General features: G+C 50.8%; 9 protein-coding genes. 7 read left to right on the forward strand and 2 right to left on the reverse strand.

Features of this window, described 5'->3' with window-relative positions; genetic code table 11:
* Nucleotides 1–967: 967 nt before the first annotated feature.
* Nucleotides 968–2,251, reverse strand: a complete 1,284-nt coding sequence (locus TY03_RS20715) for a sensor histidine kinase (RefSeq protein ID WP_042373530.1) — start codon at nucleotides 2,249–2,251, stop codon at nucleotides 968–970.
* A gap of 8 nt (nucleotides 2,252–2,259) precedes the next feature.
* On the reverse strand, nucleotides 2,260–3,600 hold the full coding sequence (locus tag TY03_RS20720) for a sigma-54-dependent transcriptional regulator (protein ID WP_042373532.1): 1,341 nt from the start codon (nucleotides 3,598–3,600) through the stop codon (nucleotides 2,260–2,262).
* 269 nt (nucleotides 3,601–3,869) lie between these two features.
* On the opposite strand from TY03_RS20720, the gene TY03_RS20725 reads away from it, so the two are divergent.
* From TY03_RS20725 to TY03_RS20755, 7 genes are all read left to right on the forward strand, one after another.
* On the forward strand, nucleotides 3,870–5,177 hold the full coding sequence (locus TY03_RS20725; protein WP_042373534.1) for a TolC family protein: 1,308 nt from the start codon (nucleotides 3,870–3,872) through the stop codon (nucleotides 5,175–5,177).
* Nucleotides 5,178–5,188: 11 nt separating this feature from the next.
* Nucleotides 5,189–6,436, forward strand: a complete 1,248-nt coding sequence (locus TY03_RS20730) for an efflux RND transporter periplasmic adaptor subunit (protein WP_042373536.1) — start codon at nucleotides 5,189–5,191, stop codon at nucleotides 6,434–6,436.
* 4 nt (nucleotides 6,437–6,440) lie between these two features.
* Nucleotides 6,441–8,846, forward strand: a complete 2,406-nt coding sequence (locus tag TY03_RS20735) for an ABC transporter permease (RefSeq protein ID WP_042373538.1) — start codon at nucleotides 6,441–6,443, stop codon at nucleotides 8,844–8,846.
* Between the two features lie 25 nt (nucleotides 8,847–8,871).
* On the forward strand, nucleotides 8,872–9,579 hold the full coding sequence (locus TY03_RS20740; protein WP_042373540.1) for an ABC transporter ATP-binding protein: 708 nt from the start codon (nucleotides 8,872–8,874) through the stop codon (nucleotides 9,577–9,579).
* The gene (locus TY03_RS20745; RefSeq protein ID WP_052332585.1) at nucleotides 9,579–11,999 is read left to right on the forward strand and encodes an ABC transporter permease; all 2,421 of its coding nucleotides are present in this window, start codon (nucleotides 9,579–9,581) and stop codon (nucleotides 11,997–11,999) included. The genes TY03_RS20740 and TY03_RS20745 overlap by 1 nt, the downstream gene beginning before the upstream one ends.
* A 132-nt stretch (nucleotides 12,000–12,131) precedes the next feature.
* A complete protein-coding gene (gene metF / locus TY03_RS20750; protein ID WP_042373615.1) occupies nucleotides 12,132–13,085 on the forward strand; it encodes a methylenetetrahydrofolate reductase [NAD(P)H] in 954 nt (317 codons plus the stop codon).
* A 1-nt stretch (nucleotide 13,086) separates the two neighbouring features.
* Nucleotides 13,087–14,196: a DNA polymerase III subunit gene (locus TY03_RS20755; RefSeq protein WP_042373544.1), complete on the forward strand. Its 1,110-nt coding sequence runs from the start codon at nucleotides 13,087–13,089 to the stop codon at nucleotides 14,194–14,196.
* Nucleotides 14,197–14,233: the final 37 nt, after the last annotated feature.

The raw sequence follows: 14,233 nt of genomic DNA on the forward strand, positions 1-14,233 counted from the left end.
AATTTTACCCGAGATTCCTATCTAAAAAGACAAGTCTCTCGCTCTTGTACTACTTGTATTGTTTATGTAAATCTTTCAAAGAACGCTTCTTTAAGTATGCTTCGTTTTAAAAGCGGATGCAAAGGTAAGACTTTATTTTTAAAACACCACAACTTTTGAGAAGTTTTTTTGTTTTTCTTTTTCGTCTCGTGCGCTTCTCTTGTCGTCTCTCTTGCGAAAGGAAGAAAAGCCTCTGCGAGCTTTTAAACAGAATGTCAATCTTTCAAGGCTTAGCTTCTCTTGCTAAGCGGATGCAAAAGTAGGCTTTTTACCCATACAAGCCAAACTTAAACACCTTTTATTTTGAATAAATATGAAATTAATTTGTAATACACTGAATGAGAGATGTGTTATAAAACATAAGTCAGGAAGAGGGAAAAAGGAAAGCAAAGAGGACACACATTATAATATATACGCGCGCGCGATATTATATATAGCTCTATCAAACTTTATATCTAAACCATATTCAACTTTCTTTTTACGAAATGCTCTGCATAAGGTTCGAGAGGAAGCAGACTTATTCTATTTATGATGCAGAAGGACATGGAATAGCCGAAGAGAAGTTTGGACCGAAATTTATCGGAAAGTGGAAAGACGGAAGGTTACGTTAGGGTTGCACACGTCTGCCGTAGCTCGACTAGAAAGAATTATCGTGCACCGAGCCCTTGAAGCAACATCGTCTTGACGCATCCACAAGCTGTTATCAGTCAAAGAGCGGTACATTGACATTATTCGCCCAAGCAAACAACTCGTTTATCCCTACTCAAAAAACCTTTTTGATCTAGTCAAAAAGACCTTCTCACCTAAGTGAGACGAAGTTCTCACCCGGGTGGGTAGACCTTCTCACCTAGGTGAGAATATCTCCCCACCTAGGTGAGAAAGCAATTATATCAGCACCAAAAACAAATCATGCCTACCTGATAAGCCATTAAGAGGCGTTCGTTGACTCCTCCGAGTCATGCTCTTCGAGAGGTAGCTCGATGCAGAAGACCGTTTGCTCCGAGGAACTTTCCTTGACGAACAAATGCCCTTTGTGCAAACGGAGAATTTGCCGGCAAAGGCTCAAACCAATACCTGAACCTTCGGCCTTAGTCGTAAAGAAGGGGACGAAGATCTTTTCCTGCATTTCGGGCAGAATGACGGGACCGTTATTGGCAATTTCGATCAGGATACAATCGGTGGTTTGCTGTAGACAGACACGAATGCTGCCTTGCGTTTGCCCCTCCAAAGCCTGCATAGCATTCTTCAGCAAATTAAGCAATACTTGCGAGAACTGATTCTCATCGCCTAAGAAGGAGATTGACGACGGAGCTGATCGAATAGAGAAAGAGATGGCACGCACCTGCATATCGCCCTGCAACAACTCGTATAGATTCTGAAGCAAGTCGCTCAGCGAGAAGAGCCGCTTATCGGGTGGCGGCAAATAGGAGAGGTGGCGGAAGGACTCGGTAAACTCCATCAGCCGTTCGCCTTGCGTGCGGATAATATCGAGCCCGCGGTGCACTTTCTGATCGACATCCGTATAGGTGGACAGTGTTTGAGACAACGAGATGATGGGAGCGATGGTATTCATAATCTCATGCGTAAGCACATGGGTGAGCTTACCCCACGACTCACTTTCGCGGTCGGTCAGTTCGTTGGCGATGTCTTTGACCGACAGCAACGTAATGACTTCGGCCTGCAACTTCATTTCACTCCGCGAAACGCTCAGGTTATTGTGCTGTTCCAGAAACGATTCCACCCCGCAACGGTTGACGAGCGCGGCATCGCCAAGCAGCGAATGTGCAGCTTGGTTGGCAATGACGATCTGCCCGGTGGCGTTCCATGCCAGCACGCCGATAGGAACTTCTTCAAGTAGCGACCGGTAGAATCGGTCTTGCTTCTGCTGATCGGCTTTGGACTGAGCCAGCAGCTCGTTGATGCGGTTCAGCGAACGATGAAGCTGCTGTTGTTCGTCGCCCCTGCCCGTTTCGGGAAAGTAGCACATATTCTCGCGATCTTCCACCGCATCAAAGAACAGTCTGATTTTGCGATTGAAGGAGTTGAGACGATGCACAAGAGCGGCTATTTGCAGCAACGCACACCCCATGAGCATCGTACCGATGATGATACCCGTATGCGACCACAACAGCCACCCCGCGGCTCCGGCCGTCAGAAGAATCAGCAGCACGTAGGCCAGAATCAGAAAGTAAAGACGCTGATTGAACCACATCGACTTGCTCACGTTTTAAATCGTTTGAGTTTATTATACAAGGTTTGCCTGCTCACGCCCAACTGCCCGGCAGCGGCGGTCAGGTTGCCTTTGTTCTGCTCGATGGCCGCTTCGATGGCTTGCCGCTCCACCTCTTCCAACTGGGGGACGATGGTTGCCGGTGTGCGGGGCTTCCAGCTTTGCGCCATCAGCATATCTTTGGGACGAATGACGTCGCCCTCGGAGAGAATCACGGCTTTCTCGATGGCATGTTGCAGCTCGCGGATGTTTCCCGGCCAGTGATAGCTGCAAAGTTTCTCAATCGTCTGTTCGTGCATACGCAACTGCTTCCTCCGGTATTTGGCGGCATACTTGCGCAGAAAGGCATCGATAAAGAGCAGGATGTCGTCACCTCGTTCGCGCAACGGAGGAATCTCCAGATGGATGGTATTGATACGGTAAAACAAATCTTCGCGGAACTGCCCCTCGCGAATCAGGAGCGGAAGGTCTTTGTTCGTGGCGGAGATCAACCGAAAGTCGACCGGAAGCGGTCGGCTGCTCCCCACCCTACTGACGTTGCGACTCTGAAGCACGTGGAGCAACTTGGCCTGAAGCGATAGGGGCAGATTGCCGATTTCGTCCATAAACAGCGAACTCTTGTCGGCCGCTTCGAACTTGCCCGGACGCGTCTCATAGGCATCGGTAAAGGCTCCCCGCTCGTGGCCGAACAGTTCGCTTTCGAACAGCGATTCGCTAACCGCTCCCATATCGACGCTGAGCATCGGGCGGGCGGCACGGGTCGAGAGGCGGTGAATCTCCCGCGCCAGCATCTCTTTCCCGGTTCCGTTCTCGCCCGTTATCAGTATGTTGGCATCGGTTGCCGCTACCTTGCCGATGACTTTAATGAGGTGCAGCATAACGGGCGAATGTCCTACGATCATCTCCAACCCCTCTTTGCCAGCGGAGCCGACGGCCTTGGACGGTTTGCGGGCACTCTGATAGGCCTCCTTGACCTTTTGTAGCAACGTCCGGTTGTCCCACGGTTTGAGCAAGAAGTCAAAAGCCCCGTTCTTGAGTGCTTTCACGGCGAGTTCCACATCGCCATAGGCAGTAAGCATCACTACCGGAAGCGAGGGTGCTATCTGCCGAATCTGCCTGAGCCAATACAACCCCTCATTGCCGGTATTGATTCCGGCCGAGAAGTTCATATCGAGAATCACCACATCGACCGACTGGGTGGTAAGCAGAGAACTGATCTGGTTGGGGTTACTTGCCGTCCGAACCTTACTGAATTCACTCTCGAGCAGTAGTTCGATGGAGGCAAGCACACTTTTGTTGTCGTCTACAATAAGAATCGTTCCGTTTTCCATATACAAAAGTTGACAGGGTTGAGTTTTGTGGTAAAGGTATTTGTTTTCGAGGCTCGCTGCAAGAGAGTGTCTAAGATTTGGACGTTTTCGGGCGAAGAAAATAGAAAAAGAAGAAAAAACAAGGTGGCTGAACCCGATTCGCTCCCCATCGTCCAACAATTGGACGGATTAGCGTATAAGAACTGGACAATACACTTTCGAACAAACCGTCAACACCCTGTTATTCAATAAATTGAAAATAACGGCACGGCATTTGCTTATCCGTTGTCATGAAAAGAATATATTTATTATTACTCCTGCTACCCGCACACCTGCATGCACAAGAGTCCATGTCGCTCAACGACTGCATCCGCATGGCTTGGAGCCGAAACCCGGAGATACGGAACAGCGACATAGCGATTCGCGAGGCGAAAGCCGATTATGTATCGGCCATCGGTTCGTTTTTGCCACGGGCAACCGTTCGTGCCGAGGCAGGCAGCAGCCGGGGGCGAGCCATCGACCCGAATACGAACAGCTACACCACCGACTCTTTCGAAGAGGGAACCGTAGGGCTGGACATGACCTTATCGCTCTTCGAAGGCTTTGCACGCATCAACCGGGTGAAGTTTCGACAAATCAACAAAGAGCGCAGCCGGTTGGAGCAACAAGAGTGCTACAACGAACTCGCCTACCGCGTAATCGACGCTTACTATAAGGTGATACTCGAGGGCAAACTGCTTGCACTCGCCGCCGAGCAAAGTCTGCTGAGCGAACGATACCTGAAGCAAACCGAGCAGTTCGTAACGTTGGGACTGAAGTCGGTGTCGGATTTGCAAGAGGTGAAGGCTCGCCGTGCCGGAGATGCCTACCGGCATGAGTCGCGACAAAACAGCCACCGGTTAGCGGTTCTGGAGTTGCGGCAGTTAATGAACGCAGACAAAGAGATCGCCTTGATACCACCCGATTCGATAGAGGAAGAGACTCTTCCGACATCGGAAATAACACAAACAGAATCACTATACAAGCAATCGCTCACAGCCCTGCCGGCTGTCCGGTTGATGACACTGAAGCAACAAGCCGCCCGCAAAGAGCAGGCGGTGGCGGCGGGACAGTTTGCGCCTTCGCTCTTCGCCCGCTTTCAGGTGAGCTCGCGATACGGCCATACGCTTTTCTCGGCACCACAGCTACGCGACAATGTAGGCAATTACATCGGCATAGGCGTCTCCTTTCCGCTGCTGGACGGTTTGGAGCGTATCGGCCGGCTCCGAAAACAGAAGCTGAACCGCTATCGACTGCAAAACCAAGAGGAGACACTGAAACAAGAGATATACGCCGATGTAGAGAAGACCCTCCTCGCCCTCCATGCCGGCAGAGCGGAGCATAGGCAAGCCTTGCAGCAGGTGGCTGCCGAACGGCAGGTGCTTCGCGAATCGGAGCGAAAATGGGAAGAGGGACTTCTTTCCGTATTCGAGCTGATGGAGGCACGCAACCGCTTCATCGCTGCCAAAGCCGAGCTGACGCGCGTGCGGCTGCAAGTGGAGATGACCCGAAAGATGGAGTACTATTACCGCAACGGGCGGTTTATCGAAACCAATTAATCAAGAAGCAAATGGATACACCTATTGAGAAAAAGAGCTTACTGAAACGTAAGTATGCCGGAATAGCGGCAGGGATATTGATCGTGGCAGCAGTGATTCTTTTCTTTATTTTCCGCAACACCTCCTCGTCGATGAGCGTAGAAGCCAACCGACTGACCATAGCCACGGTTACAAAAGGAGAGTTTTCGGACTACATCCGCATCGTGGGGCAGGTGATGCCGACCCATATCATCTATATGGATGCCATCGAAGGCGGACGGGTCGAAGAGCGGCTGCGCGAAGAGGGGGCGATGGTGAAAGCCGGAGAGGTGATTTTGCGGCTAAGCAACCCGCTGCTCAACATCGGCATCATGCAGAGCGAAGCCGATCTGGCTTATCAGGAAAACGAACTGCGCAACACCCGCATCAGCATGGAGCAGGAACGGTTGCAACTGAAGCAGGAACGCATCGGCGTAAGGAAGGAACTGATATCCAAACAGCGCCGCTACGAGCAATACGCACGCCTCATCAAGGAGCAACTGATTGCGCAAGAGGCGTTTCGGCAAGCCGAAGAGGAGTATGAAGCCGCCCGCGAGCAACTGGAGGTGATCGACGAGCGCATTCGGCAGAACGACATCTTTCGCGACAGCCAGATCGGCAGCCTCGACGAAAACATACGCAACATGAAGCGCAGCATCATTCTCGTACGCGAGCGGCTCGAAAGTTTGAAGATCAAAGCGCCGCTCGACGGTCAGGTGGGCAATCTGGATGCACAGGTGGGGCAGTTGATTGCCGCGGGCGAACACATCGGGCAGATTATCACCCCGGAGCTCAAGGTACAGGCACAGATCGACGAACATTACGTGGAGCGTGTCGTGACAGGGCTTGCGGCCGACTTCACACGCGACGGGGTAAACTACCGGCTCGAAGTGAGCAAGCCCTACCCGGAGGTCAAAGACGGACAGTTTCGCACCGACTTGCAGTTTACCGGCGGCAGACCCGAGAACATCCGTGCCGGACAGACCTATCACATCAACCTGCAACTGGGCGACCCGGCACAGGCAATACTGGTGCCGCGTGGAAGTTTCTTTCAAATAACCGGAGGCAGGTGGATGTATGTTGTAGATGAAAATGGTAAATTTGCCACGAGACGCCCGGTGCGTATCGGACGGCAAAATCCGCAATACTATGAAGTAACCGAAGGGTTGAAGCCCGGCGAACGGGTTATCATCTCGGGTTACGAACTATTTGGAGACAACGAACGCTTATATTTGAATTGAACCTATGGACTATTTCTCACAAATTCGACAGAGCCACCGCATCCGGCGCCCGCTTTCCATACTCAACGTATTCGGGTTATCGGTCTGCATCGGAGCATCGCTGCTCATCTTTCTATATGTGTGGTCGGAACTGAGCTACGACTCGTTTCACAACGGGGCACGCGTGTATCGTGCCGAAAGCCGGCTGTATGAGGGCGACGTATTGACCGATAATTGGGCAACCACGACTTACGGACACGCCCCGGTCATGAAGCGGGAGATTCCCGGTATCGAAACCTATGTGCGGATAACCGCCCAAGACCGCGAACAGGTGGTCGGCTACTTCGAAAGGCAGTTTACCGAAGAGGCCTACTGCTACACCGAGCCGGCTTTCTTCGAGGTGTTTAACTTCCCGCTTGTCCGGGGCGAAACGTCTGGGCAGTTGGTCCGCCCCCATACGGTGGTTGTCTCTGAGAGTGCCGCCCACCGCTACTTCGGCAACAGCGAGCCGTTGGGCAAGATACTCACTTTTCGCACCGCCACCTCGCAGCAGACGTTCGAGGTGACAGGCGTCATGGCCGATATGCCTGCGAACTCGCATCTGCGCTACGACTTTCTGCTCTCCTACTCGTCTATTCCTGCCAGGAGTCAGGACATCTGGTACATTCACGGTGTTTATACCTATCTTCGGCTGACTCCCGGAAAATCGCCCGCCGACATTGAAGCCGGCTTCGGCCGCCTGTCCGACAAATACAAGACAGAGGCGCTTAAACATAAAACGTGGGCGGTGGAGCTGATTCCATTAACGGATATCCACCTGACTCCTCAGAAAGCCTATGAGAAAGAGGCAAAGGGAAGCCGTACCGCCATCGTCATTCTGCTGGTCATGGGCGTTGTCCTGTTGGTCATCGGATGGGCAAACGCACTGAATCTGACTATCGCTCGCTTTTTGGAGCGTGGCAAAGAGTTCGGGCTACGCAAAGTATTTGGTGCTTCCCGGCGGCAAATCATCACCCAAGGCTTGCTCGAATCAGGCATCACCCATCTGCTGGCAGGGATTATTGCTTTGGGTTGGCTGGAGCTTTTGCTTCCCCTGATTCAGCGCTGGGCAAACAGTCACTTCGGGGCGGCACTGGTTGTACACGCTCCCTTTTGGCTGCTGTTCCTTATCATTCTTATAACCGGCACACTGTTTACCGGACTTTACCCGTCGCTCCTGATGCTGAAGATTCGTCCGTCGGAGATCATGCGTGGCACACTGCTTCACGGCAAACGCGGCAACCGGATGCGGAAGTTGCTGATCGTGGTTCAGTTCATCGCCTCGTTCGTGCTGGTGACGGGCACGATCACCGTCATCGCCCAGATACGCTATATGCGCGATGAAAGCGCCCAGCCGATGATGCACCGGATGCTCATCGTGAAACATCCTTCGTTTACCCCCAAGATGGAGCTCCGCATGGAGAGCTTCAAGAAACGGCTGCAACAAGAACCCGACATCGAGTCGGTCGCCCTGTCGGGTGCTGTACCGGGGGTCGAAGTAGCCAATTACTTCACCAATCGCCCGTTCGGCAGCGACCCGTCGCAAGTCAAGCTGATTCAGATGTTCGCGGTAGACTGTAACTATCTCTCTACATACGCACAAGAACTGGTCTGCGGACGCGGATTCTCGGAGACATACGGAGATGAGTCAAACAAAGTCGTACTCAACGAAGAGGCCGCCCGTCTTTTAGGCTACCCCTCGGCGCACGAAGCCGTAGGCAAACAATTGAAGATGGAGATATTGGCCGAACCGCTCGAGATAATCGGCATTGCCAAAAACTACCACCAACAGTCGATGGCTGTGGCTTACAAACCGATCTTGTTCTTCCTGAAAGAGAAGATACCGTTCATTACCACTCCCTATCTCTCGATATTGTTCAAAGACAATCCCAAGCAACAACAGGTAGAGGCGGTAGAGGAACTCTATCGGCAGTATTTCCCCGATTCGCTGTTTCAGCATTTCTTTCTCAACGAGCTGACCGACCAGCTATATAAGCAAGACCGGAACTTCGGGTGGATCTTTGCGGGTGCTTCGCTGCTGGCTATCTTTGTGGCTTGTCTCGGGCTCTGGGTGGTGGCACTCTTTTCGGCCCTCTCGCGTCTGCGTGAGATTGGCATCCGCAAAATACTGGGAGCCGGCAAGGTGACCCTTTTCTGGGTGCTGACACGGGAGCTGTTGCTGCTCACACTCGTGGCATCGGCTATCGGCGTGCCGCTGTCGGCCTTCTTGCTGGCCTGCTGGCTCGAAACGTATGCCTTCCACATCACCCCCTCTTGGTGGATGTACTTGCTCACGTTCGGGATACTGACATTCATAGCCACCTTCACCCTGCTGCAACAGGTTTGGCGCACCATCCGCCTCAAACCGATGCGCATTTTAAAAAGCGAATAGTAACAAACCATCAAACCAACAAATCATGATTAAGACAGAAAAACTCTCGATGCTCTTCACAACCACCGAAGTACAAACCAAGGCACTCAACGAAGTGAGCTTACAGGTAGAACAAGGCGAATTCGTAGCCATCATGGGGCCGTCGGGGTGCGGCAAGTCGACCTTGCTCAATATTCTGGGCACGCTCGATTCGCCCACTTCCGGGTCTTACTTTTTCGAAGGCAAGCGGGTAGACAAGATGAGCGAAAACCAACTGACGGCACTCCGTAAAGGAAATCTGGGTTTCATCTTCCAGAGTTTTAACCTGATCGACGAGCTGTCGGTCTACGAAAACGTAGAACTCCCGCTGGTATATCTGGGCATGAAAGCATCCGAACGGAAGGCGAACGTGCAAAGAGTGCTCGAAAAGGTGAATCTGCTGCACCGCGCCAACCACTTCCCCCAACAACTTTCGGGCGGGCAGCAACAGCGGGTAGCCATTGCCCGCGCCGTAGTAACCAATAGCAAACTGCTGCTTGCCGATGAGCCGACGGGCAATCTCGACTCCGTCAACGGTATCGAAGTGATGGAGCTGCTTGCCGAGCTGAACCGGCAGGGCACTACGATTATTATCGTCACCCACTCGCAGCGAGATGCCGCCTATGCACACCGGGTGATCCGGTTGCTCGACGGTCGAATTGTGTCCGAGAATATCAACCGTCGACTCGAACCCTCTAAAAACGATGCTGTATGATCATAGGAAATTATTGGCGCAGCGCCTATCGGAACCTGATGAAGCAAAAAAGGTTTAGTTTTATCAACCTCGCCGGACTAGCAATCGGCATGGCATCGGCGCTGCTCATTCTGACGTATGTAAGCTTTGAGTTCAGTTTTGACAAGATGCACAACCGGCACGACCGTATATTCCGTGTGCAAAGTACTTTTCACGAAGGAGAAGAGCTGACCGATTACTGGGCAACGAGCTCCTTTGGCTACGGATCGGCGATGAAAGAGAATTTGGCAGGCATCGAAGACTACACCCGCATCGGTTCGATCATACAACCGGAGCAGATTGTAAAATACGGCGAACTGACGCTGAGGGAGAATCAGGTAGCCTATGCCGACCCGGGAATCTTCCGCTTATTCGACTTCGCCCTGCGGAAGGGCGACCGCAAAACCTGCCTCGCCATGCCCCGGCAGGTAGTCATCACCGAACGCATCGCACAAAAATACTTCAAAGACGAGGAGCCGCTGGGCAAAATACTCGTTTTCAACAGCCATATAGGAAAGGTGGAGTGCGAAGTAACGGGAGTAATGGAAGAGATGCCATCGAATTCGCATATACGGTACAACTTCTTACTCTCCTATACCTCTCTGCCGGTTCATGTACAAGAGTATTGGTACAAACACGAAGCCTATACGTATGTGTTGCTCGACTCTCCGGAACGTAAGAGAGAGATCGAGCAGGCTTTCCCCCAGATGGCAGAGAAGTATAAAACGGACGAAGCTTTAAAGAACAAAACATGGGGTGTGTCACTCATCCCTTTAGCAGACATTCACCTGACCCCGCAGCTTGGCTATGAGGCCGAAACCAAAGGAAATCGGTCGGCCATGATCGCCTTGCTCTTTGCCGCCATCGCTATTTTAGCCATTGCTTGGATTAACTACATCAACCTGACGGTAGGGCGTTCGATGGAGCGAGCCAAAGAAGTAGGTGTGCGCAGGGTGATAGGTGCTTTTCGTAAGCAACTGATAGCACAGTTTCTGTTCGAAGCGTTGGTGATGAACCTGATTGCTTTGGCACTGGCCATAGGCATTATCGAAATCATTCTTCCCTACTTCAATCAGTTGGTAGGGCGCAGCGTTAGTTTCTCGGTATGGCTGACCAACGATTGGTGGATGGCGTTGGTAGCCGCCTTCGTTGCAGGCATCTTTCTGTCGGGCTACTATCCGGCACTGGCACTGCTTAACCGCAAGCCGATTACGCTACTAAAAGGAAAATTCCTTAACAGCACATCGGGCAAGCGCACCCGAAAAGTATTAGTGGTGATGCAATACACCGCATCTATGGTCTTGCTTTGCGGTACACTGATCGTATTCGCACAACTCAACTTCATGCGCAGCCAATCGCTGGGGGTAAAGATCGGACAAACCCTTGTCATCAAATTCCCCGGACAGACGGAAGAGATGAACACCAAGCTGGAAGCCTTGAAGAAATCCATTGCCCGGCTACCGCTCGTACACAAAGTAACCTTCTCGGGGGCAGTGCCGGGCGAAGAGGTAGCCACCTTCCTGTCAAACCGTCGCACTAACGACGCCTTGAAACAAAACCGCCTGTACGAAATGCTCTCGTGCGACCCAGACTATATCGATGCCTACGGATTGACGATAGTGGCCGGACGAGGATTTTCCGAAGAGTTCGGCGACGACAAAGACAAACTGGTTATCAATGAAACCTCTGCAAGAAACCTCGGTTTTGTCTCTAACGACGAAGCCATTGGCGAACGAATCAACGTAGAGTGTACCGATGCTCCCATGCAGATTATCGGAGTGGTGAAAGATTACCATCAGCAGGCACTGAGTAAAAACTACACCCCGATTATGTTGATTCATAAAGACAAGATAGATTGGTTGCCGCAACGCTACATCTCCGTCGTGATGGCTTCGGGCGATCCGAAGGAGCTGGTTGCTCAGGTGGAGGAGTTGTGGAAACGCTACTTCTCGGATTCGAGCTACGATTACTTCTTCCTTGACCAGTACTTTAACCATCAGTACAGACAGGACGAGGTATTCGGTTGGATGATCGGCTCCTTCACCGGTTTGGCTATCTTCATTTCGTGCATGGGGCTGTGGGTGTTGGTCATGTTCGCTTGCAGCACACGCACCAAAGAGATGGGCATCCGTAAAGTATTGGGTGCTTCGCGTTGGAACCTGTTCTATCAGTTAGGGAAAGATTTCTTCCAACTGATTTTGATAGCGGTCGTCGTTGCGCTACCCATAGCGTGGTTCAGTATGCAAAACTGGCTTAGTCACTATGCTTTCCGCACGGAAATGAAAGCCACATTTTTCATCTGGCCTGTATTGTTGCTGTTCTTCATTTCGTTCATCACGGTTGCCTGTCAGGCGATGACGATTATCATCAGCAAACCGGCACGTTCGCTTCAGTACGAATGACCCGTTGAGAGCAAGAAAGGATATGCTATGTAGTTTATCTACTTAAAAACAAGAATTATCAACCTTTTTTTGTATTTTTGCCTCATTATGCACGTCGGCTATCCCACAAGCCGGATAATAACCAACGAACGAATGAGAGTAATTGATTTAATACATAGCAACGAGAAAACCGCTTTTTCTTTCGAGATACTCCCCCCCTTAAAGGGAACGGGAATCGAGAAGTTATATGAAAGCATAGATATACTACGCGAATTTGACCCGAAATACATCAATATCACCACACACCAGAGTGAGTATGTATACAAGGATTTAGGCAACGGGTTGTTTCAACGTAACCGCTTGCGCCGCCGCCCGGGTACGGTGGCGGTAGCTGCAGCTATTCAAAACAAATACAACATCACCGTGGTGCCCCACCTGCTGTGCAGCGGATTTAGCCGTGAGGATACGGAATATGTATTGCTCGATCTTCAGTTTTTGGGCATCACCGACCTGCTCGTGCTGCGTGGCGATAAAGCCAAGCACGAATCGGTATTTACGCCCGAGAAAGGTGGATACAGCCACGCGGTCGAACTACAAGGACAGATCAACAACTTCAATAACGGTATCTTTGTCGATGGTTCCGAAATGAAAGTAACCAATACCCCTTTCTCGTACGGCGTAGCCTGCTATCCCGAGAAGCACGAAGAGGCTCCCAATATGGAACTGGATCTATACTGGCTTAAGAAGAAAGTAGAGGCGGGTGCCGAATATGCCGTCACACAGCTGTTCTATGACAACAGAAAGTATTTCGACTTTGTGGATCGTGCCCGAAAGGCAGGTATTACGATACCGATTATCCCGGGCATCAAACCCTTTAAGAAAGTATCGCAACTAAGCATGATCCCTAAGACGTTCAAAGTCGATTTGCCCGAAGAGCTGGCACAGGAAGCAATGAAATGCGCCAATGACGAGGCAGCCTATCGGGTTGGTGTGGAGTGGTCTATCAAACAGTGCCGGGAGCTCATGGCTCATGGCGTTCCCAGCATTCACTTTTACTCTATCGGAGCGGTAGACAGTATTAGCGAAGTAGCAAAAGCGATTTATTAATATGTTTTTCAAAGACGTCATCGGGCAGGAAGAGATCAAGCAAAGATTGATCCAAGAGGTAAATGAAGGCCGCATCCCTCATGCCCAAATTATCTGCGGACCCGAAGGAACCGGAAAGTTGCCACTTGCATTGGCTTATGCACGCTACATCAGCTGCACCAACCGCTCGGAGGTAGATGCCTGTGGCGTCTGCCCATCATGCGTCAAGTTCAATAAACTAGTGCATCCCGATGTACATTTTGTATTTCCCGTAGTAAAATCTGGGCGAAGCGATGACTATATCGTAGAGTGGCGTCGACTTGTATTAAACAACCCCTACTTCACACTCAATCATTGGTTGAGCGAAATAGCTGCCGAGAATGCACAAGCAGTGATCTATACGAAAGAGAGCGACGAGATCATGAAGAAACTTAGCTTGAAATCAAGCGAAGGCGGGTATAAAATAACACTCATCTGGCTACCCGAAAAGATGCAGACGGCTTGTGCCAACAAGCTCTTGAAGCTACTCGAAGAGCCACCCGAGAAAACGCTCTTCTTACTCGTTTCGGAAGCACCCGAAATGCTCCTAACCACCATACTAAGCCGGACACAACGCATTAATGTTCGCAAATTAGATAAAGCAAGCATTGCCAACGCACTGCAAACAAAATACGGGGTAGCACCGGCCAACAGCCTATCGATAGCGCATCTGGCCAACGGAAGCTTTGTCAAAGCACTCGAAACGATTCATTTGAATGAAGAAAACAAGCTGTTCTTCGATCTCTTCGTTAACCTAATGCGCCTCTCCTACCAACGAAAGATTAAAGAGATGAAGCTATGGAGCGAACAGGTAGCAGGCATCGGACGCGAGCGACAAAAAAACTTCCTCGCTTACTGCCAGCACATGATACGCGAAAACTTTATCTTTAACCTACAGGAAAAGGAACTCAACTATTTAACATTAGAGGAGCAACAGTTTGCCACCCGATTTGCACCGTTCATTAACGAATGGAATGTCATCGGTATCATGGACGAACTAAGCGAAGCAGAGCAGCATATTGAACAGAATGTTAACGCAAAGATGGTCTTTTTTGACTTCTCACTCAAAATGATCGTACTGCTCAAACGCTAAGCAAACTAAAGAGGAAATACACTAATATATAAAAAAG

This window comes from Bacteroides neonati (assembly GCF_000499785.1).
Classification (GTDB): domain Bacteria; phylum Bacteroidota; class Bacteroidia; order Bacteroidales; family Bacteroidaceae; genus Bacteroides; species Bacteroides neonati.

Bases quoted from the DNA above. Each gene is read 5' to 3' on its own strand.
- TY03_RS20715 (WP_042373530.1), bottom strand. From the start codon at position 2,251: ATGTGGTTCAATCAGCGTCTTTACTTTCTGATTCTGGCCTACGTGCTG.
- TY03_RS20720 (WP_042373532.1), bottom strand. From the start codon at position 3,600: ATGGAAAACGGAACGATTCTTATTGTAGACGACAACAAAAGTGTGCTT.
- TY03_RS20725 (WP_042373534.1), top strand. From the start codon at position 3,870: ATGAAAAGAATATATTTATTATTACTCCTGCTACCCGCACACCTGCAT.
- TY03_RS20730 (WP_042373536.1), top strand. From the start codon at position 5,189: ATGGATACACCTATTGAGAAAAAGAGCTTACTGAAACGTAAGTATGCC.
- TY03_RS20735 (WP_042373538.1), top strand. From the start codon at position 6,441: ATGGACTATTTCTCACAAATTCGACAGAGCCACCGCATCCGGCGCCCG.
- TY03_RS20740 (WP_042373540.1), top strand. From the start codon at position 8,872: ATGATTAAGACAGAAAAACTCTCGATGCTCTTCACAACCACCGAAGTA.
- metF (WP_042373615.1), top strand. From the start codon at position 12,132: ATGAGAGTAATTGATTTAATACATAGCAACGAGAAAACCGCTTTTTCT.
- TY03_RS20755 (WP_042373544.1), top strand. From the start codon at position 13,087: ATGTTTTTCAAAGACGTCATCGGGCAGGAAGAGATCAAGCAAAGATTG.